General features: G+C 70.5%; 16 protein-coding genes. 8 read left to right on the forward strand and 8 right to left on the reverse strand.

Annotation, left to right across the window (positions count from 1 at the left end):
* Positions 1–636: hypothetical protein (locus VGH85_19325; protein HEY2175963.1), on the forward strand; the 636-nt coding region annotated here is incomplete at its 5' end.
* A gap of 99 nt (positions 637–735) precedes the next feature.
* A complete protein-coding gene (locus VGH85_19330; protein ID HEY2175964.1) occupies positions 736–1,734 on the forward strand; it encodes a zinc-dependent alcohol dehydrogenase family protein in 999 nt (332 codons plus the stop codon).
* A 248-nt stretch (positions 1,735–1,982) separates the two neighbouring features.
* Here the strand turns inward: VGH85_19330 and VGH85_19335 are convergent, their stop codons facing one another.
* The gene (locus VGH85_19335; protein HEY2175965.1) at positions 1,983–2,507 is read right to left on the reverse strand and encodes a DUF1707 domain-containing protein; all 525 of its coding nucleotides are present in this window, start codon (positions 2,505–2,507) and stop codon (positions 1,983–1,985) included.
* 240 nt (positions 2,508–2,747) lie between these two features.
* Between VGH85_19335 and VGH85_19340 the strand changes: the two genes are divergently transcribed.
* Positions 2,748–3,557 (forward strand): ABC transporter ATP-binding protein, encoded by an 810-nt coding sequence (locus VGH85_19340; protein ID HEY2175966.1) that lies wholly within the window; start codon positions 2,748–2,750, stop codon positions 3,555–3,557.
* 3 nt (positions 3,558–3,560) lie between these two features.
* Positions 3,561–6,101 (forward strand): FtsX-like permease family protein, encoded by a 2,541-nt coding sequence (locus VGH85_19345; protein HEY2175967.1) that lies wholly within the window; start codon positions 3,561–3,563, stop codon positions 6,099–6,101.
* 6 nt (positions 6,102–6,107) lie between these two features.
* On the opposite strand, the gene VGH85_19350 is transcribed toward VGH85_19345, so the two are convergent.
* The 5 genes from VGH85_19350 to VGH85_19370 form a co-directional block, all read right to left on the reverse strand.
* Entirely contained in the window at positions 6,108–7,877 is a 1,770-nt protein-coding gene (locus tag VGH85_19350) for a gamma-glutamyltransferase family protein (protein HEY2175968.1), read from the reverse strand.
* Between the two features lie 85 nt (positions 7,878–7,962).
* Entirely contained in the window at positions 7,963–9,570 is a 1,608-nt protein-coding gene (locus tag VGH85_19355) for an acyl-CoA dehydrogenase family protein (protein ID HEY2175969.1), read from the reverse strand.
* Between the two features lie 13 nt (positions 9,571–9,583).
* A complete protein-coding gene (locus VGH85_19360; protein HEY2175970.1) occupies positions 9,584–10,852 on the reverse strand; it encodes a GGDEF domain-containing protein in 1,269 nt (422 codons plus the stop codon).
* 666 nt (positions 10,853–11,518) lie between these two features.
* Complete coding sequence (locus tag VGH85_19365) at positions 11,519–13,195, reverse strand: DUF885 domain-containing protein (GenBank protein ID HEY2175971.1); 1,677 nt, start codon at positions 13,193–13,195, stop codon at positions 11,519–11,521.
* 41 nt (positions 13,196–13,236) lie between these two features.
* Entirely contained in the window at positions 13,237–14,931 is a 1,695-nt protein-coding gene (locus VGH85_19370) for a S49 family peptidase (protein ID HEY2175972.1), read from the reverse strand.
* Positions 14,932–15,128: 197 nt separating this feature from the next.
* Here VGH85_19370 and VGH85_19375 point away from each other — a divergent pair, with 197 nt between their 5' ends.
* Positions 15,129–16,391, forward strand: a complete 1,263-nt coding sequence (locus tag VGH85_19375) for a DUF445 domain-containing protein (GenBank protein ID HEY2175973.1) — start codon at positions 15,129–15,131, stop codon at positions 16,389–16,391.
* Between the two features lie 14 nt (positions 16,392–16,405).
* On the opposite strand, the gene rfbB is transcribed toward VGH85_19375, so the two are convergent.
* A complete protein-coding gene (gene rfbB, locus VGH85_19380) occupies positions 16,406–17,398 on the reverse strand; it encodes a dTDP-glucose 4,6-dehydratase (protein HEY2175974.1) in 993 nt (330 codons plus the stop codon).
* 79 nt (positions 17,399–17,477) lie between these two features.
* On the opposite strand from rfbB, the gene VGH85_19385 reads away from it, so the two are divergent.
* Complete coding sequence (locus VGH85_19385) at positions 17,478–18,272, forward strand: SURF1 family protein (GenBank protein HEY2175975.1); 795 nt, start codon at positions 17,478–17,480, stop codon at positions 18,270–18,272.
* Positions 18,273–18,455: 183 nt separating this feature from the next.
* On the opposite strand, the gene VGH85_19390 is transcribed toward VGH85_19385, so the two are convergent.
* On the reverse strand, positions 18,456–18,833 hold the full coding sequence (locus tag VGH85_19390; GenBank protein HEY2175976.1) for a DUF5709 domain-containing protein: 378 nt from the start codon (positions 18,831–18,833) through the stop codon (positions 18,456–18,458).
* A 169-nt stretch (positions 18,834–19,002) separates the two neighbouring features.
* Here VGH85_19390 and VGH85_19395 point away from each other — a divergent pair, with 169 nt between their 5' ends.
* Positions 19,003–19,881 carry a PadR family transcriptional regulator gene (locus VGH85_19395; protein ID HEY2175977.1) on the forward strand — a complete coding sequence of 293 codons (879 nt, stop codon included), beginning with the start codon at positions 19,003–19,005 and terminating at the stop codon, positions 19,879–19,881.
* 95 nt (positions 19,882–19,976) lie between these two features.
* The gene (locus VGH85_19400; GenBank protein HEY2175978.1) at positions 19,977–20,564 is read left to right on the forward strand and encodes a hypothetical protein; all 588 of its coding nucleotides are present in this window, start codon (positions 19,977–19,979) and stop codon (positions 20,562–20,564) included.
* The last annotated feature ends 148 nt before the right edge of the window (positions 20,565–20,712 follow it).

Here is a 20,712-nt window from a genome sequence, read left to right on the forward strand (position 1 = left end):
TACGACGTCCAACCTCGGCCTCGCGCACTCGACGGGATCCGGGTCATGGTGCATGACAGGATCCTCGCCACCGTGACCGTCGCCACCAGCATCGGACAGCTCGGAGCCGGAGCCCTTCCCGTCATCGCGGCGGTGTTCGCCGCGCGGAACCACGACGCCGCAGCAGCAGGCTGGCTCATGACGGCGTTCGCCGCGGGCGGCCTTGCCGGGTCCCTTGCCTGGACCTGGCGGCCGGCGTCCCCGGCCAACGCCGCGCGCATCGTCATGGCCGGACTCGTCGGCGTCGGAATTCCGATCGCCGCTGCCGCCGGTACGTCGTCTCTGCCGATGACCGCCGCCCTACTCGCGGTTTCGGGATCCTTCAATGGCCCGCTGTTCGGAGCACTGCTCACCACCCGGCAGGTTCGGGCCCCTGACGGACTGCGCAGCCAGATCTTCGCCCTCGGCGCCGGAGCGAAGATCACCGCCACTGCCGCGGGAGCAGCATCCGCGGGCGTCATCGCCCACGCATCGAGCCCGGCGCAGCTGATCATCGTCGCCGCATTCCCGCTGCTGGCCGGGACGGTCGGGACCCTCAGACTCCCCCGGCCAGACCGGCAATCTCCGCTGTGGACCGCGCACGTCCGTAGATCGTGAAATCGGACAACGGAGCCCCCAGCGCCGCCGGGTTCCTCGCCGGGACCTCCGCCTGCGAGGATCGGAAGCCTCGGGATTCGTCATGTGAGGAGATCCGACGTGCGCGCAGTCGTCATCGACAAGCCTGGCTCGATCGACATCGCCGAGGTCCCCGACCCCGCGCCGCGTGCCGACGAGGTCGTCATCGCCGTCCGCTCATGCGGGATCTGCGGCACCGACCTGCACATCGTCGACGGTGAGCTGCCGCCGACGCCGTACCCGATCATCCCCGGGCATGAATTCGCCGGCGAGATCGTCGCGGTGGGCGCCGAGGTGACCGACCTGCAGGCCGGAGACCGAGTCGCTGCCGAGCCGTCGCTGCCCTGCGGGCACTGCGACTTCTGCCGCGACGGCCGCGGGAACATCTGCGCCACCTGGGTCGCGATCGGAGTGACCGAGCCCGGAGGGTCCGCGGAATTCGCGGTGGTACAAGGCGCCAAGGCCTACAAGATCCCCGACGACATGTCCTGGTCGGCGGCGGCGCTGATCGAGCCGCTGTCCTGCGCGGTGCACGGTTACGACCGGCTGCCTCGCCGGCTCGACTCCCGCTACCTGATCTACGGCGCGGGCACGATGGGGCTCTTCATGCTGCAGCTCGCCCATGGCGCGGGCGCCTCGTCGGTCGAGGTCGTCGACACAAATGCCGGCCGACTGGATCTGGCCGCCCAGCTCGGGGCGAGCGCCACGGCCACCACCGCCGATGCACTCGACCGGCCGGGCGGCTGGGAGGTCGTCATCGACGCCACCGGCGTCATCGCCGCGATCGAGGACGGGTTGACCCGGGTACGCCGGGGCGGCACGTTTCTGCAGTTCGGCGTCGCACCGACCGAGGCGACGGCACGGTTTTCGCCGTACCGCGTCTACAACGAGGAGATCGACATCATCGGGTCGATGGCGGTGATCAACAGCTACCGGCGGGCGGTCGACCTGATGGCGGCCGGGGTCATCGACGCGGAGCGGATGGTGAGTGACGCATTCCCGCTGTCGGACTATGCCCGGGCCATCGACACCTTCCGCGCCGGTTCCGGCCGGAAGCTGCAGATCCTGCCCAAGGGCTGACGGCCCTTCGAGAGTGCCGCTCGCCCAGACGCCCCGCGCCGGGGATGACGGGGAGTCAGCCTCGTTGCGGGGCGCTGGCGACGGTCCGTTGTCGGACCGCCGATTGCGTCTTCAGTGGAACCCAGATCCGCCTCCGACGCGCTTCGCAGGGGGGTTACCCGCGACGACATCGGCCAAACGATCCCGGTCCCGAACGCCGCCGAGACAACCCGATCGGGCGACACCCCGCCGGATGCCACCACCGGCTGTCACCCGCGATCGCGCAAAATCCCGACAGATCTGCGGTATTCCTGCTCGTCGATCTCGCCCCGGGCGTAGCGCTGCGCCAGAACGCTCTCGGCGGAGGCGGCCGAACGCCACGGTCCGTGACTCCGCCGGCCGTGGATGACCAGCCGGAAGATCAGGAAGGCGAGCAACCACCCCGGCCAGAAGAAGTGGACCCCGGAGTGCATCCAGGCCACGACGAGCAGGCCGGAGATCATCGCGACGATGAGGGTGTGCCGGGCCAGGCTGGGGTCGATCCGCCGCAACGGGTTCCGGGCCGGCGGGGGCGGCGGCGGTCCGGGCTGGGGCGGGAGATCGGTGGTGAGCGGCCCCAGTTCGTCCCGGTAGCGGGCGTCGTAGGCCGCCGCCAGCCGCTCGTCGGCCTCCTCGAGGGTGAGCAGCCCCTCGGCGGTGGCGGCGGACAGGATCTCGGCGACCCGCTCGCGCTCGGCGTTGGACGCGCGGACGCGGTGGGGCCCGGCTGCGGGGGCAGCAGATTCCGGCGACATGGTGACTCCTCGACGGCGACTGACCGGGCGCGGTAGCAACCCTGCTTCGAGCATCCGCCCGCCGCGGGCGGGTGTCATCGGGTCGGGGAAGGCTCTCCGGCTACCGCGTCCGGCGTACGACGCCACCATCGGCTGCGCCCCCCGACGCACCCCAGCAGCAGCCACCGGACCGACGACATCCCGACCGGCGCGAGACAGGCTTTCGGAGCAGCCACCGACCGACGAACGGGAGCCACCATCATGCGTGCCGACAACTCCGACTACGGGGCCGGCCAGGGCGCCGGGCTCGACCTCGCCCGACGATCCGCCCACCGCGGCGGACCGCCGGCCCCGGCCGCGCGGGCGGTGCGGGCCAGCAAGATCTACGGCTCCGACGACACCGCCGTACGAGCCCTCGACGAGGTCAGCGTGGACTTCGCCGCCGGCCGCTTCACCGCCATCATGGGGCCGTCCGGTTCGGGGAAGTCGACGCTCATGCACTGCGTCGCGGGCCTCGACGACCTCACCTCGGGCCAGGTCTTCATCGGCGCGACCGAGCTCGGGTCGCTCTCCGACCGCGGCCTGACACTGCTCCGGCGGGAGCGTGTCGGCTTCGTCTTCCAGTCCTTCAACCTGCTCCCGACGCTGTCCGCGCTGGAGAACATCACCCTGCCGCTACGCCTCGCCGGCGCACCGGTCGACGCCGACTGGCTCGCCGACATCGTCGCCACCCTGGGTGTCGGGGATCGTCTGCAGCACCGGCCGAGCCAGCTCTCGGGTGGACAACAACAGCGGATCGCCATGGCCCGCGCCCTCGTCACCCGGCCGCAGATCATCTTCGCCGACGAGCCCACCGGCAACCTCGACTCCCGCTCCGGAGGACAAGCGCTCGACTTCATGTCCGCCGCGGTGCGCGATCTCGGCCAGACACTCGTGATGGTCACCCACGATCCGGTCGCGGCGAGTTACGCCGATTCGGTGCTCTTCCTCGTCGACGGACGCATCGTCGGCGAGATGGACTCGCCGACGCAGCAGTCCGTGCTGGACCGCATGAAGACCTTGGGGGATTGACGCATGCTCACCATCAGCCTGCGCGGACTGTGGTCGCACAAACGTCGGCTCGTCGGCACCTTCCTCGCGGTATTTCTCGGCGTCGCGTTTCTGTCGGGCACGCTCGTACTCAGCGACACCCTGCGCGCGAACATCGACGGCTTCCTCACCACTGCCAATCAGGGCACCGACGCGGTGATCCGCAACTCCACCTCGGTCGGGACCGGACCCGCGACGGCACGCGGACTGATCCCGCAATCGATCGTCGACCGAGTGCGCGGTGTCGACGGTGTCGCCGACGCGGTCCCGACTGTGCAGGGTGAAGGGGAGTTGGTCCGCCCCGACGGCACGGCGATCACTGGAAAAGGCCCGCGCCAGGCGGGCAACTGGGTCACCGACAGCGCGCTCAACCCGTACCACCTCGTCCAGGGCCGCCCGCCGCACACCGCGCACGAGGTCGTCATCAACCGCGGCGCCGCCGAGGACGGGAGTCTGCGGATCGGCGAGAACATCCACGTGCTGACACCCCAATCGGTGCCGGTGCGCGTGGTCGGCATCGCGACGTTCGGTTCGCAGGACGGCTTCGGCGGGTCGAGCTACACCGCTTTCTCCCTCGCCGGGGCGCAGGAGTTCATCACCAAGCAGGCCGGCCGGGTCAGCACCATCTCGGTGCGCGCCGATCCCGGTGTGTCCCAGGCAGAGCTGGTACGCCGTATCCGGCCGGTGCTTCCGCCCGGTGCCGAAGCGATCAGCGGCTCGCAGTTGACCAGCGAGAACGTCGCCAGTGTCGACACCTCATTTCTCAATGTCTTCCGCACGCTGTTGACCGTCTTCGCCGGGATCGCGCTCGCCGTCGCCACGTTCAGCATCCACAACACGTTCTCGATCATCGCCGCCCAACGGACCCGCGAATCCGCGCTGCTGCGGGCGATCGGCGCATCACGCCGGCAGATCCTCGGCTCCGTCATCGTCGAAGCGTGCACGGTCGGGCTCCTCGCGTCTGCCGCCGGGCTGGTCGGCGGGCTGGGTATCGCCTGGCTGCTGAAGAGCGCCTTCGCCGGTCTCGGCTTCGCCCTGCCCGCGGGCGGCCTGACCGTCACCGGCGGCACGCTGGCCGTGGGTGTTCCGGTCGGCGTCCTCGTCACGGTGCTCGCCGGCCTCGGGCCCGCCCTGAAGGCGTCCCGGGTGCCACCGCTGGCGGCGCTGCGCGACGTCGGCACCGACGGTACTGCCGTCGGCCGGTCCCGCGTCGTCACCGGGCTGGCGCTCGGCGCGGCCGGTCTGGCCTGCGTCGCCATCGCGTTGTCGTCGTCGGCGTCCGTGCTGACCTTCGCCGGAATCGGCGGCGTGCTGCTGCTCGCGGCGATGGTGGTCCTCGGCCCGACTGTTGCCCGGCCGCTGGTCGTCGTGCTCGGCGCTCCGGTCGCGGCACTTCGCGGCATGACGGGCCAACTGGCCCGGCAGAACGCCATGCGCAGCCCGCGGCGTACCGCTGGTGCGGCGACCGCACTGATGGTCGGCATCGCCGTCGTCACGCTCTTCACGGTCTTCGCGGCATCGGTCCGCGCATCGATCGACGACAACGTGTCCAAAACATTCGCCGGCGACCTGGTCGTCGACGACTCCACGCCCGGCGGTGGCGGCAATCTCAGCCCACAACTGGCCACCGCCGTCGCGAAGCTCCCCGTCGTGAGCAACGCGGCCGGTCTCGGGTCGGCAACCGTGACCATCGACGGAAAGAGCAGCGGTGTCGGCGTCGCGGACCCGGTGGCCCTGGCCCGCGTGCTCGACCTCGGTGTGGACGCCGGTTCGGTGCAGGGCCTCGGCGATCACCGCGTCGCGATCTCCACCAAGACCGCCGCGGACCACCACTGGCGGCTCGGGACCCCACTCCGGGTCGGCTTCGCGGACGGCCACACCGACGTGCTGCCGGTGGGAGCGCTCTTCGGCAACCGCGACATCGTCGGCGGCGACGTCCTCCTGCCGCGGGCCGCCTGGGTGCCGCACGCGGTGCAAGACGACGACTCGACCGTCTTCATCGCGCTGAAACCCGGCGTCAGCATCGCTGCCGGCCGCGCCGCGGTCACCACGGTCACGTCCGGCCTGGGTAGTCCCACGGTGCAGGACCGGGCGCAGTACATCGATGCGCAGGCCAAGGGTGTGAGCACCCTGCTCACGCTGGTCTACGTGATGCTGGTGCTGGCGATCGTCATCGCGCTGATGGGCATCGCCAACACGACCTCGCTGTCGGTCCATGAGCGGACCCGCGAACTCGGGCTGCTCCGCGCCGTCGGGCAGACCCGTAGCCAGGTGCGCGCGATGGTCCGGTGGGAGTCGGTCATCACCGCGGTGCTCGGCACCGTCGGCGGACTCGGGCTCGGAGTGTTCCTCGGCTGGGTACTCGTCGACGCCGCCGGGTCGGAGGGCATCGGCTCGTTCGCGGCTCCGGCCGGCCAACTGGTGATCGTGCTGCTGGTCGGGGCGATCGCCGGGCTGCTGGCCGGGCTGCGGCCGGCCCGTCAGGCGGCCCGCATGCCGACCATCCGCGCCATCACCGCGGAGTGATGGGTGTCAGCGCCCGGCGGCGTAGCCCTGCATTCCGCGCGGGTTGGCCGCCGCGCGCAGGACGCCGCTGGCCGGGTCGCGGGACACGGCCGACAGCCGGCCCAGCGTCCACGGGTCGGAGACCGTGACCCGGTGACCGCGCCGGCGGAGGTCGTCGAGCACCTCATCGCCGAGCCCTGGCTCGACCACCACCTCGCCCGGCTCCGAGTTGCGCGGGAAGAACGACGACGGGAAGGACGTCGTGTGCCAGGCCGGGGCGTCGATGGCGGCCTGCAGGTCGAGGCCGCCGGCGATGTGGGCCAGCAGGAAACACAGCTGCCACTGGTCCTGCTGGTCGCCACCGGGTGTCCCGAACGCGAGCACCGGGACACCGTCGCGCAGCGCCAGCGTCGGGGAGAGCGTCGTGCGGGGCCGCTTGCCCGGGGCGAGGGAATTGGGCAGCCCCTCCTCGAGCCAGAACATCTGGGCCCTGGTGCCGAGCGGGAAACCGAGCCCCGGCACGACGGGAGAACTCTGCAGCCAGCCGCCGCTCGGCGTGGCCGAGATGATGTTGCCGTCCCGGTCGACGACGTCGACGTGGCAGGTGTCGCCGCGGGTGACGCCGGTGCGCTCGACGGTGGGTTCGCCGACACCGCCGCCGGCGATGTCCGCGCCGATCGAGCCGCCGACGATCGTCGGCAGTCGCGGCGTACGCCCGTCCGGCGATCCCGGTCGGAGGTCGTAGGAGGCCTGGTCACCGACCAGTCCCCGTCGCTGCGCGGCGTAGGCCGCCGACAGCAGGGTCGGCAGCGGTACGTCGGGAACGTCGCCGTACCAGGCCTCCCGGTCGGCGAAGGCGAGCTTCGCGGACTCGATCGCGGCGTGCACGAGTTCGGCGGACCGGTAGGGCGCCTCGACGCCGTCGAGCAGCGCCAACTCCTGCAGCAGCACCGGCGCCTGGCTCCACGCACCCGCCTTGCAGATCGACAGGCCGCGCCAGTCGACCGAGACCGCCGGCTCGTAGGACGCCTGCCAGTCGGCCATGTCCTGCCCCGTCAGCACGCCCGCGTGGCGGTCCCCGGAGTTGTCCATCACCTCGGTACGGGCGAAGGAGTCGATCGCCTCCGCTACGAAGCCGGCGTACCAGGCCTGGCGGGCCGCCTCGATCTGCGCCTCGCGTCCGGCGCCGGCGGCGTCGGCCTCGTCGAGGAGCCGCCGGTAGGTGGCGGCGAGCGCCTTGTTCACGAACAGCTCACCGGGAGCCGGCGGACGCCCCCCGGGCAGCCAGACCTCGGCCGAGGTCGGCCAGTGGGCAGTGAACATCTCGCCGACACCGGCGGCCGTGCCGGCGACCCGCGGCGTGAGCGGGTGGCCCTGCTCGGCGTACTCGATCGCGAACCGCAGTACGTCGGCCAGCCGCTTGGTGCCGTGGTCGCGCAGCAGCGTGAGCCAGCCGCCGACAGCGCCAGGGACGGTCGCGGCGAGGAAGCCGGTGCCCGGGACGAGGTCGAGGCCGAGTCCCCGGTAGTGCCCGATCGTGGCGGCCGCCGGAGCCACGCCCTGCCCGCACAACACCTGCGGGGTCGGGTCGGCGGCGGTCGCGAAGATCGCCGGGACCTCGCCGCCGGGGCCGTTGAGGTGGGGTTCGACGACGTGCAGGGCGAAGCCCGCGGCCACGGCGGCGTCGAAGGCGTTGCCGCCGTCCTCCAGCACGGCCATTCCGGCCGCGGTCGCCAGCCAGTGGGTGGAGGCGACCATGCCGAACGTGCCGGCGAGCTCCGGTCTCGTGGTGAACACAGCCGCATCCCTTCGCTCCCGCGCCCGCGAGAGCTCCTCGTTTTGACGTCACCGAGGAGGCTAGTCCGTGGCCCGGACCGGCCGATCAGCCCACCGCGGCCCGGTCGACGATCGCCCGACTATCCACTGTGGACGGAAGGCTGCCGAAGATGTGTCCCCAGTCGCCGTCCAGCCGGCTGGCGCAGAACGCATCCGCGATGTAGGCGGGAGCGTTGCGCACCAGCAATGACCCCTGCAGACACAGCGCCATCAGCTCCGCGATCCGGCGGGCCCGCAGGTCCATCGCGTCCGCGGTCGCGATCTCGTCGCGGAGGACCTTGACGGCCGTATCCAGCCGCCGGTCCGCGCCGCCCGCCGCATCCAGCTCGGCGAGGAACGCGTCGACCGAGTCCGGCTGCCGGGCCATGGCTCGCACGAGGTCGAGCGCGATGACGTTGCCGGATCCTTCCCAGATCGAATTGAGCGGTGCCTCGCGATACAGGCGGGGCATTCCGCTCTCCTCGACGTAGCCGTTGCCGCCCAGGCATTCGAGCGCCTCCGCCGTGACCGCGGGCGTCCGCTTGCAGACCCAGAACTTGCCCACGGCGGTGGCGATCCGGCCGAAGGACTGGTCGTTGGCGTCGAACGCCGCGGCGAGCCGGACGAAGGTCGCGGTCGCGGCCTCCGCCTCGAGTGCCAGATCTGCCAACACGGCACGCATCAGCGGCTGGTCGCGAAGGACGGCCCCGAACACCCGGCGGTACGTCGCGTGATGCACGGCCTGGGTGACCGCCTGCCGCATCGTGGCCGCACTTCCGGTGACGCAGTCGAGCCTGGTCATCGTGACCATCTCGATGATCGTGCGAACGCCGCGGCCCTCCTCGCCGATCCGCCAGCCGACCGTGTCGTCGAACTCGATCTCGCTCGAGGCGTTGGACCGGTTGCCGAGCTTGTCCTTGAGCCGTTGGATCCGGAAGACGTTGCGGTGTCCGTCCGGGAGCACCCGCGGTACGGCGAAGCAGGTCAGCCCGGCCGGTGCCCGGGCCAGCACCAGGAAGATGTCGCACATCGGCGCGGAGCAGAACCACTTGTGCCCGGTCAGCCGCCAACTGCCGTCCGCAGCCTCGGTCGCCGTACTCGTATTGGCGCGTACGTCGGACCCACCCTGCTTCTCCGTCATCGCCATTCCGGCCAGCAGGCCCGCCTTCTCCGCTGCCGGGCGCAGGCCCGGGTCGTAGACCGTCGCCGTCAGCCCGGGTTGATAGGCCGCGGCCAGTTCCGGCTGCGCATGCAGCGCGGGTACCGCCGCGTAGGTCATCGAGATCGGACACCCGTGGCCGGCCTCGACCTGTGTCCACAGATAGAAGCCGACGGCCCGGCGGACGTGCGCGTGCCGTTCGGACGACGCCCACGGCGCGCCCTGCAGGCCGTGCTCGACCGCGACCGCCATGAGCCGGTGCCAGGACGGGTGGAACTCGACCTCGTCGATGCGGTGACCGAAGCGGTCGTGGGTGCGCAGCACCGGCGGGCTCGCATTGGCCTCGAAGCCCCAGCGCTGCGCCTCCTCGGTGCCGGCCAGCCGACCGAGCTCCTCGATCCGGGCATCGGATCCCCCATGCCGCCCGAGGCTCTCCACCAGAGCGTCGTCGCCGAAGTAGAGGTCGTGGCCGATGAGGGGAGGCGGCTGGTTGGTCACCTCATGGGTGTCCGGCACGGCCGGGCTCGGCTCAGACCCGGTCGCTGGCGAAGCAGGTGCGGTCGCGGCCGGCGGCCTTCGCGCGGTAAAGGGCGACGTCGGCGCTCGCGAGCAGTTCGGTGAGGTCCGTGCCGTCGGAGTCGAACATCGAGACGCCGATCGACACGGTCACCTGAACCGGGTCGACGCCGGCCGGGGCCACCACGAGAGCGGCGATGCGGTCCCGCACCCGCTCGGCGACCCGGTGGGCGCGGACGAGGTCGGCGTCGGTGAGGAAGAGGACGAACTCCTCGCCCCCGAACCGCCCGGCGACGTCGTAGGTCCGCACCTCTTCCTGGATCGCCGTGGCGATCGCCTTGAGCATCTGGTCGCCGACGAGGTGGCCGTAGGTGTCGTTGACCAGCTTGAAGTGGTCGATGTCGAGGAGCAGGACCGCCAGCGATTCGTCGGTGCGCGCGGCATGGGCGATCTGTCGTTCGGCCTCGCGGTTCCACGCCGCGGCGTTGAGCAGCCCGGTCTTGGCGTCCGTCCGCGCCTCCGAGCGCAGCTGCTCGTGCAGCACACTGCGCTGAAGCAGCAGGAAGGGCGGCAGCGCGACCGGCACGATGGCCGCGCTCACCGACGCCAGGACCCCCACGACGACGCCGGAGGTGATCTCGACCAGTTCGAGCTTGCGGGTCTCACGATCGAAGAGGAACTGGCGCAGCGTCGCCTCGGGCGACATCAGTCGGACGGCGACCACCACGAGCACGGTGTTGACCAGGGAGTAGACCACCCCGGCGAGCAACATGATCCCGACCGTCTGCGCCGGCCGATGCGCCAGCACGGTCAACGACAGGCGTCCCTGCGCCAGATGCTGGAAGACCAGCGCGGCAGCGGCGTAGGACAGCCCAATCGCCGCTACGCTGAACAGCCGCCGGTAGGGCGCCGTACGACGAATCAATAATTGTTGCGCAATCGTCAAAGGTATCGGCGCCAGAAGCACATAAAGTGGCGGGAGCAGGAAGGCCATGGGCAACGCCCACGCCGCCTCCAGATCGGTGAACAATCCGGTCGGCTCACCGCTTCGCCGCAGGGCCTCGAGAGTCAGTACGGCACACCCGAGCAGGGTGAGGAAAAGGATGACGTCGTGCAGCGCCAGGGATGTGTGGGTCGCGTAGTGGGCGATCACCAGAACGGCGACGACTTCGACGGCGAGGAGGTATGCCCGGAAGCTCCTCGGTGTCTGCCAGACAGCCCAACCCCTCATCCGCCGGAAGGCGCCGAGCGACGCCACCGGCAGGGCCGAACCGTGAGACACCCGTCGCCTCCCGTTCTCGCAGAAGTCACACTGGACCGTAGAGCGTGTTGGCTACAGCCAGTAGTAGCACCGCTCAGTCTAGGTCACAACGGCCGAGCCACGGCCATGTCTCCGGACAAAGACAGCGGTGCATGGGGGAATCCGTTGTTTGCTCGATAGCTTTCAACTGCATCCGCAGCTAAAGCCGCCTCGTGCGTCCAACCCTAGGGCATTTACGGGGTGAAAGTCCGCAATGTGGCTAGAACTCCGATCTACCACTCGCTTACCGAAAGGAGACATCATGCGTGGTTGGCACTGGACCCGCTAGATCAGATCGATGACTCTGCGTTTCTGATACATCGACATTTCGGAACCCAAAAGGAGGAACCCATGCGCGGCTGGCACTGGACCAAGTAAATCGGCCTCACAATCCCGCTAGTAACACGAGGAACAGGAGGAACATCATGCGCGGCTGGCACTGGACCCGCTAAATCGGTCTCGACGACAACTAACGGAACAACCGGACGGGAGGAACACCATGCGTGGCTGGCACTGGACCCGCTAAGAGGACGTCTGACCCTCTGCACCTGATACATCGGCGTTCGTGATGCGTCGAAAAATCCTCTACGCGAAGGAGAACACCATGCGTGGCTGGCACTGGACCCGCTGAACCGAACGTCGACCCGACTAGATCAGGGCCAGCTCCGAGCGGAGCAGGTCCAATCCCATTGACCCGAGATCGAGCGCAGCAGCGTGAAAGGCCTTCAGATCGAACCGGTCCCCGTGCCGACGCTCGGCGTCGTCGCGAGCGGCGAGCCACAGGCGTTCGCCGACCTTGTAACACGGAGCCTGCGCCGGCCAACCGAGGTAGCGGTCGAGTTCGTCCCGTAGGTACGCATCGTCCATGCTGCAGTGGAGACGGAGAAACTCCAGACCCAACTCGGGCGACCACCGCTCGCCGTCGTGGAAGCCGACACCCATCGGGATCGGCAACTCAAGATGCATCCCGATGTCCACGATCACCCGAGCTGCCCGGAACGCCTGAGCATCGAGCATCCCCAACCGATCGCCGGGGTCGTCGAGAAACCCCAGGTCGGCCATCAGCTTCTCGGCATAGAGGGCCCAGCCCTCGCCGTGCGCGGGCACCCAGCACAGCATCCGCCGGTAGCGGTTGAGCTTGTCCGCGCGATAGGCGGTCTGGGCGACCTGCAGGTGGTGGCCGGGGACACCCTCGTGGAAGACCGTCGTCGTCTCGCGCCAGGTGGTGAAGGACTCGACCCCCTTCGGCACCGCCCACCACATGCGTCCCGGCCGGGTGAAGTCTTCGCTCGGGCCGGTGTAGTAGATCCCGCCGTCGTGCGTCGGGGCGATGCGGCACTCCAGGCGGCGTACCGGCGCCGGGATGTCGAAATGAATGTCGGCCAGAGCATCGACGGCGCGGTCGGAGAGCTGCTGCATCCAGTCGCGCAGCGCCGCCGGATTCGCCATCTGCCGGGCCGGGTCTACGTCGAGCACCGACACCGCGCCGGCGACGTCTGCGTCCGGGGCGATCCGACCGGCGACCTCGACCATCTGCGCGTCGATCCGGGCGAGTTCGTCCCAGCCCCACGCGTAGGTCTCGTCCAGGTCGATGGTGCTGCCGGTGAAGTACGCCGACCACAGGGCATAGCGGTCGCGGCCCACCGCGTCGCGGTCCGTGGCCTGCTCGATGAGTGTCTCGGTGAGAAACCGGCCGAAGCCGGCCATCGACTCGGCCGCCATCGTCGCGGAGTCCTCCAGCGCCGTACGCAACGCGCCGTCGATGCCGGACCGCGCGACCAGGTCGGCGAAGAAACCGTCACCCGGCGCCCCCGACCACCGGGCGCACTGCTCGGCGCAGCGCTCCACCTGGCGACGGGCCGCCACCCGGCCGTCGGCCGCGGAGGCCTGCAGACTGGCCCGGTATCCCGTCAGGGCGGCGGGCACGGCAGCGAGCCGGGTGGCGATCGTCGCCCACGCGTCGGCGCCGTCGACGTCCATCAGGTCGAAGACCTGGCGCATCATCTGCAGCGGACTGGCGGTGACGTTGAGGTCGCTGGTGAACAACCCCGCGTCGGCAATCTCGACCTCCCGGCTGAGCCGCTCGGCCAGCAACTCGCGGGCGACCCGCGCGTCGTCCGGCGTCTCCGGTACGGCGGCGAGCTCCCGCAGTGTGGCCCGGGCGAGGTCGGCGCGCGCGGCGAATCCGTCCGGGCTGTAGTCGGTCATCTCGGCGTCGTGTCCCGGGACGCCGACGTAGGTGGCGACGCACGGGTCGAGCGCGGCGTAGGCGTCGACGTAACGATCGGCGATCTGGTCGGAGCGACCGGCTGGGCGCGGCGTCATTTCGCGAACCTACCCGCCGGGCCGTCGCCGCGGTGCGCCGCTCAGGTCGGCCACCCGGTCGGCATCACCAACGGTCCGGCGGCGGGCAGTCCGATCCCGGCAGCGAGGTCGGAGAAGCGTCCCCAGGCCTCGAGGCGTACGGCGGCCGCGGACGGGTCCTCGCTGGACTGTGCCGGACGGAGCCGGTCGACCGGTGACAGGTGCGGGAAGACCCGGACGTCGACCGTGTCGTCCCGCGGGGCCAGACCGGCCCTGCGCCGGGCCAGCTCCACCGCCGCCGAGAGGCCCCCGAAGTCGTCGATCAGCCGGTGTTCGCGGGCGTCGGCGCCGGTCCAGACCCGGCCGCGGGCAACGTCGTGCACGTGCTCCCTCGACAACCCCCGGTCGGCGGCAACCTTGGCGGTGAAGTCGTCATAGACCCGGTCCAGCCATCGTTCGAGCAGTGCCAACTGACTCTCGTCGTAACGCCGCCGGGCGGAGAACATGAGCGCGTTGGCGCCGTCGGCCACGGGGTCGGTGCCGATCCCGATCCGGGACAACAGCCCGTCCAGCACGGCCTTGCCACCGAAGACGCCGATCGAGCCGGTCAAGGTCGTCGGCTGAGCGAGCACGGTGTCGGCGGCCATCGCGACGAAGTAGCCACCGGAGCCCGCCACCTCCCCCATCGACACGACGACCGGCTTGCCGGCCCGGCGGGCCAGCACGACCTCGCGCCGGATCGTGTCGGACGCGACGTAGGAGCCACCCCGACTGTCGACCCGGAACACGATCGCCTTCACGTCGTCGTCGGCGACGGCGGACCGGAAGGCCGCGCTGACGGTGTTGGACCCCATCGAGGTGCCGCCCAGCGGACTGCGACCGCTGCGCCCGACCCGGATGCCGCCCGTGCCGTAGATGAGCGCGACCTTCGCACCGGCTCGACCGGCGACCCGGTTGGAGAGCGCGGCGGTGGCGGAGTGCCGGTAGCGGCCGACGAAGCGCAGCCGCATCGTTCCCCCGACGCGACGGCGTACCGCCTCGTAGACCTCGTCGCGGTAGCCGACGTGATCGACGAGGCCGGCGCTGTGGGCATCGCCGGCGGACAGGGGACTCTGATCGATGAGCTCGCGTACGCGCTCGGGCGCGAGGGCGCGGCCCTCCGCGACCCCGTCGACGAGTTGCTCGGCGATCGACGTGACCAGTCGGGTCACCGCCTCGCGGTGGGCCGGGGTCATCGACCGCTCGGTGAAGGTGTTGGCGGCGTTCTTGTACTCGTAACGCTGGCCGAGCTCGACGTCGATCCCGACCCGGTCCAGCGCGTCGCGCAGGAAGGTGGCGACGGTGCCGACACCGGTCAGGCACAGGTCACCGGATTCCTGGATCCATACCTCGTCGCACGCTGACGCGAGGTAGTAGCCCACGCTGCCCGGGCCGAACTCGCCGAACGTCTCGGCCCACGCGACGACCGGCTTGCCGGTGCGGGAGAAGCGCACGAAGACCTCGCGCAGCTCCTGGGCGAGCGCCATCCCGAATGGCGAGCCGCCCAGCTTGACGATCACCGCGTGGACGTCGGGATCGGTTTCGGCCCGCCGGAGACCGTCGATGATGTCGTCGAGTCTGGGGCGCCGGCGGGACCGGGCCGCGGTCAGCGGATCCCGCGGCGGTTCGATGAGCAACGGTTCGGTCAGGTCGAGCTCGAGCACGAGCGGCTCGGCCGGACGGACGCGATGGACGAGTGCGCGGGGGTCACGCTGCATACGGCCACCCTCTCACCGGACCGCCCACCCCTGCACTCCCGCTCCTCCTTCTGCTCCCGCTCCACCTCTCATGATCGTGATCGGATCCGTACGGCGTTTCGCGGCTTTTTCCGATCACGATCATGTGACGAGGGGTGGGGGGCGTCGCGACGGGGCGCTCCGACCGGCCGCCGGCCAAAACGATCTAGGCTGTTGAGGTGTCAGTGCGCGTCACCTCTCCGGCCGATATCGAACGGCGGCGTGCGCTCATCCGCATGAAGGCGGTCGCCGGCGGACTGCTCGTCTTCGCCGCAGTGGTGTGGCTGCTGTGTGTGACCGTGGGCTCCGGGCATGGCGCCTGGGTCGGCTACGTGCAGGCCACGGCCGAGGCGTCGATGGTCGGTGCGCTGGCCGACTGGTTCGCCGTCACCGCGCTGTTCCGGCGCCCACTCGGGCTGCCGATCCCACACACCGCGATCCTGCCCCGCAAGAAGGACCAGCTCGGCGCGGGCCTCGGCGAATTCGTCCAGTCCAACTTCCTGTCCGCCGACGTGGTCTCCGAGAAGCTGCACTCGATCGGGCCGGCCCGCCGGCTCGGTGAGTGGCTCGCCGATCCCGAGCACGCCCGCCGGATCGGAGATGCCGTCGGCGCCACCGTCGGGGGCGCGGCCGAGGTGCTGCGCGACGACGACGTCCAGGCCGGATTCGAGCAGGTCCTGCTGGCGCGGCTGCGGGCGGCGCCGAAGGCACCCTTCCTCGGCCGGCTCGTCGACATCGCGGCAGAGGGCGGGCACGACCAGCGTCTGCTCATCGCCGGCGTCGAGGGGCTGCGCCGCTTCCTCGAGGACAACCGCGCCGTACTACGCGATCGGCTCGGCCGCGAGTCACCGAACTGGGTGCCGGAGAAGCTGGACGACGTGGTGTTCCACCGGGCGTTCGCGGCGCTGCAGCACTTCCTGGAGGAGATCGAGACCGACCCCGACCATCCGCTGCGCAAGGACGCGACGGTCAAGATCCGCGACCTGGCCGAGCGGCTGCGCACCGACCCGGACATGGAGCAGCGGCTCGACAAGGCGATCGGGCAGGTCCTCGACAGCAACGCCGTACGCGGGCTGGCGGCGTCGCTGTGGTCGACGGCCAAGCGCAACCTCATCGCAATGTCGGCCGATCCCGACTCCGAACTGCGGCACCGGATGGAGGCGACGATCGTCTCGCTGGGCAAGTCGATGCGCGACGATCCGGCGCTGCAGGAAAAGGTGGACCGCTGGATCGACGAGGCGGTGCGCTACGTCGTGCAGACCTACCAGGCCGACATCGCCGACCTCGTCACCGGCACGGTCGCCCGGTGGGACGCCGACGAGGCGAGCCACCGGATCGAGTTGCAGGTCGGGCGCGACCTGCAATTCATCCGGGTCAACGGCACCGTGGTCGGCGGACTCGCCGGGCTGGTCATCTACACGGTCGCGCAGCTGATTCACTGAGCGACGGAGCCGCGCTACCAGCCCGACTCGGTCACCGGTGCGCGGTCGCGCAGCGGTTCCCACCACGACCGGTGGTCGACGTACCACTGCACGGTCTGGTCGATCCCCTGCTCGAAGGCGACCGAGGGCGCCCACCCGAGCGTGCGCAGTCGCGAGCTGTCCAGCAGATAGCGCCGGTCGTGGCCCGGCCGGTCGGGCACCGTACGGCGCAGATCGGCCGGCTTGTCCAGCAGGGCCAGCACCGAGTCGGCGAGCTGGGTGATGGTGCGTTCCTCACCGGAGCCGATGTTGTAGGTCTCGCCGATCGTGCCCCGCTGGAGTACCAGGTCGATGGCCGCGCAGTGATCGGAGACGTGCAGCCACTCGCGGCGGTGGTCGGCGCTGGTGTAGATCGGCAGCGGCTGGTCGTCGAGGGCGTGGGAGATGAAGAGCGGAAGCACCTTCTCGGGGAACTGGTACGGCCCGTAGTTGTTGCTGCAGATGCTGATCGTCACCGGCAGCCCGTAGGTCTCGTGATAGGCCCGCGCGATGTGGTCGGCGGCGGCCTTCGAGGCGTTGTACGGCGTACGCGGGCGGTACGGCGACTCCTCGGTGAAGGCGCCCGGGTCGTCGAGCGCGAGGTCGCCGTAGACCTCGCAGGTGGAGACGTGGTGGAACCGGGCGATCCCGACCCGCCGGGCGGCCTCGAGGAGGGCCTGGGTGCCGAGCACGTTGGTCCGCAGGAACCGGGCCGGGTCGAGCACGGCCAGGCTGTTGTGCGACTCGGCGGCGAAGTTGACGATCGTCTCGATCCGGTGGGTGCGCAGCGCCTCCTCGACCGTCGCGAGGTCGCCGATGTCGGCACGCACGAACGGGACGCGGTCGCGGACCGACGCCAGGTTGGACTCCGACGCGGCGTAGGTCAGGGCGTCCAGCGCGACCACGGAGTCCTCGGGGTGGTCGGCCAGCCAGTGCCGGACGAAGTTGGTGCCGATGAACCCGGCCGCGCCGGTGACCAGGAGCCTCACAGTGCGCCACGCTACCGTTGCCCGCCAATCCGCCCGGACCGCTGCAGCGACCACCGGCGCGGCGTCGTACCGTCGGGGCGTGTTGCGCACGCTCCGTACCCGCCGCTACGTCGTGCTGTTGATCATTCTGATCTTCGTGGCCGGCGGCTGCTTCGCGGCCGGGGTATGGCAGGTGCACCGCTACGGATGGAAGCACTCGGCCAACACCGAGCTCGACCGCGACGCCGCCGACGCCACGACACCGGCCGGCGACCTGCTCGCGCCGGGACGGCCGGTCGGCAAGGACCTGCAATTCCGCACAGTGACCGCCCGCGGGCGCTACGACGTCAGCGGGCAGCTTCTCGTCCGGCAGCGCGAGGTCAACGACGGCCCGGCGTTCCTGGTCGTGACGCCGCTCCGCACGGACGCCGGGCCCACCCTGCTCGTGGTGCGGGGGTGGGTGGCGATGACCGGGGCAGCTGCCCGCACCCCCGCCGTACCCGCGCCACCGACCGGTCAGGTCGCCGTCACCGCCCGGATCTACCCGAGCGAGCCGGCCGGCCGTACCCGGGGCATCCCGGCCGGCCAGATCGAGCGCATCGACACGACGGCGATCGCCCGGCGGCTCGGCGTTGCGACGTACGGCGGCTACGCGGAGCTGATCTCGCAGACCCCCGGGACCGCCAAGCTCGCCGTCCTCCCGGGACCGGATCTGTCCAACCCGGCCGGCGGCGCGAGCGAGCCGCAGCACCTGGCCTATGTATTCCAATGGTTCCTGTTCGGGCTCCTCGCCCTGGCGGCGCCGTTCCTGCTGGCCCGCCTCGAGGTCCGGCGGGGGGAGCAGGCACCGCGGCAGATCGCCGCGCCGATTGCGAACCACACCCCCACGACCTGACCCGCCGCCGCCCGCCGTCGTTCCGCGCTCTCGTTCCGCTTGAACGTGACGTTCAAGCGATCTAGCCACCTGAACGTCACCTTGATGCGGAATGGTGCGCGTGGAAAGACACGGAGTGAGGCCCCCCGGGGCTGCGTGCGGGCGTACGCCGACCTGGGCGACGCGCCGAATGAAGTGGGCCGGTTACTCGTCCTCGTCCTCGTCCTCGCGGTGGACCGCGGCCTCCTCGGCGGACGCGGCGCCACCGTCGATGCCGACGTCCTCGGCGTAGAGGTCCTGATCGCTCTCCCCGGTGTCGGCGACCAGGCGGCCCGCCCGGTCGGGCTCACCTGACCGGAAGTCCTCGGGCTCCTCTTCGGCCAGCCGCTCGTCGAGCGACTCACCCTCGATCTGTTCCTCGGCGGTCGTCCCGGTGTGCTCCGCACCGAACGGGCGGTCCGGCGGGATGTAGCCCGAGTCCAGTGGGTCGTCGTTGGGGTCGCCCTCAAGGGTCTCGGACGAATCGAGCTGGATCGCGTCGCCGAGTTCCGGGTCCTGCGAGTGTCGTGGTTTGTCTGGCATGTCCCCTCCTCGTGCCTCCACCGATGGGAGCGCACACCCCTAGTAGATGCCCGACGTGTCCCGCCCTACGCCCTTCCTGGGCCACCGAGTCCTCGGCTCTTGACGATGGGACAGTCGCGATATATCGTGAACGCTCGTAAGCACAACTCAGACTCAAGGAGTGAGAAACATGAGTTCCAGTTACTCGATGCCCGGCCCCTGGCCGGGCGGATGGCAGCGAGGTCGGGCCCCGTGGCTCGACCAGCTGCAAGATCTGGTGGCGATGGCCCAGCAACACATGGCCTTCGACGCCGAGAGTGGACCCGACGAAGACACCCGCAGTCGCGGGCACGAGCACGGCCGGGGACACGACCACCACCACCAGCACGACCACCACCAGCGCGGTGAACGCCTGCACAGCGATCATGCCCAAGGCGATCGCCCGCACGGCGGACGTGGCCGACCGGGCCGCGGCGGTCGACGCGGCGGTCACGGGCGTGGTGGCTTCGGCCCCGGCGGTGGATTCCCCTTCGGTGGATTCCCGGGCCCGATGTTCGGCCGGGGCGGGCCCCGCGTCGGCCGCGGTGACGTCCGGACGGCACTGCTCGTGCTGCTCGCCGAGGAGCCGATGCACGGCTACCAGATGATCCGTGAGCTCGGTGAGCGCAGCGGTGGCGCCTGGCGACCCAGCCCCGGCTCGGTCTATCCGACGCTGCAGCAGCTCGAGGACGAAGGTCTGGTCCGGGTCGAGACGACCGACGGACGACGGATCTTCCACCTCACCGACGCCGGCCGCGCAGTCGCCGCCGAGCGCAACGCCGACGAGCCCGCACCGTGGGACACCGTGAGCCACGGCGTCGATGACGGCGTACGCGGTCTGTACGACGTCGTGATGCAGGTCGGCGCGGCGTCGATCCAGGTCGCCCGGGCCGGAACGCCCGACCAGGTCGAGCAGGCGCGTGTCGCGCTGGCCGACGTACGGCGCGGCCTCTACCGGATCCTCGCCGAAGGCGAGCCCGAGACGGACGACGGAGAGAGCACGAACGGCTCGGATTCCACGGACGGATGACACCGCCGGTTCACCCGTAGGGCGAGAGATAGGTCATGTTGACTCGTGGTTAGGGTTGCCTAACCTAACTGCGACCTATCCTCTCGCCCTTCGGAGTGATCACCGCCGTGTCCCCCACCGCCCCATCGCTCGCACCGACGCGAACGCCCGTCATCCCCGGCCTGCGCCAACTGCACGCCGCCGCGGCACTGCGTATCGCCTTCGGCCTCATCTGGGCCGTCGACGCATCCTTCAAGTGGCTGCCGGGCTTCGTGCACGGGCAGACCCTCGACCACGAGCTGGGCAGCGCCGCCGACATCCACACGCCCGTGATCCATCAATGGATCCAGCTGTGGCATGCCGCCGCGAGCGCCAATCCCGCCGCGTTCGCCGTCGGCACCGCGATCATCGAAACCGTGATCGCGCTCGGGCTGATCTTCGGAGCGTTCTCCCAGCTCGTCTTCATCGGCAGTGCGGTCTTCTCGCTCGGCATCTGGTCGGCGGCCGAAGGCTTCCACCTGCCGTGGACGAAGAGCGGCATCACCGACCTCGGGCCGTCGGTCGGCTACATCATCGCCTCGCTCGGCCTTTTCCTCGCCGCGGCCGGCGCCACCTGGAGCCTCGACACCCGGATTCGCCCGGCGCTCGGCCGCTTCGCCTGGCTCGCCGGCCCGTCAGCACCTGATGCCACGATGCATGAGTGACTGAGCGCAGCACGCACGACCAGGTTCGCCGGGCGGTTCCCGACGATGCCGAGGAGCTGACCCGCCTGCGGGCGTTGATGTTCCGCGACATGGGCCGCCCGGCCGACCTGCTCGACGAGGCATGGTCGCGACGCAACGTCGAGCACTT

The sequence above is a fragment of the Mycobacteriales bacterium genome (assembly GCA_036497565.1).
GTDB lineage: Bacteria > Actinomycetota > Actinomycetes > Mycobacteriales > QHCD01 > DASXJE01.

Coding starts and splice junctions, on each gene's coding strand:
- VGH85_19335 (HEY2175965.1), bottom strand. CDS start 2,507: ATGTCGCCGGAATCTGCTGCCCCCGCAGCCGGGCCCCACCGCGTCCGC.
- VGH85_19340 (HEY2175966.1), top strand. CDS start 2,748: ATGCGTGCCGACAACTCCGACTACGGGGCCGGCCAGGGCGCCGGGCTC.
- VGH85_19345 (HEY2175967.1), top strand. CDS start 3,561: ATGCTCACCATCAGCCTGCGCGGACTGTGGTCGCACAAACGTCGGCTC.
- VGH85_19365 (HEY2175971.1), bottom strand. CDS start 13,195: ATGACGCCGCGCCCAGCCGGTCGCTCCGACCAGATCGCCGATCGTTAC.
- VGH85_19370 (HEY2175972.1), bottom strand. CDS start 14,931: ATGCAGCGTGACCCCCGCGCACTCGTCCATCGCGTCCGTCCGGCCGAG.
- VGH85_19390 (HEY2175976.1), bottom strand. CDS start 18,833: ATGCCAGACAAACCACGACACTCGCAGGACCCGGAACTCGGCGACGCG.
- VGH85_19395 (HEY2175977.1), top strand. CDS start 19,003: ATGAGTTCCAGTTACTCGATGCCCGGCCCCTGGCCGGGCGGATGGCAG.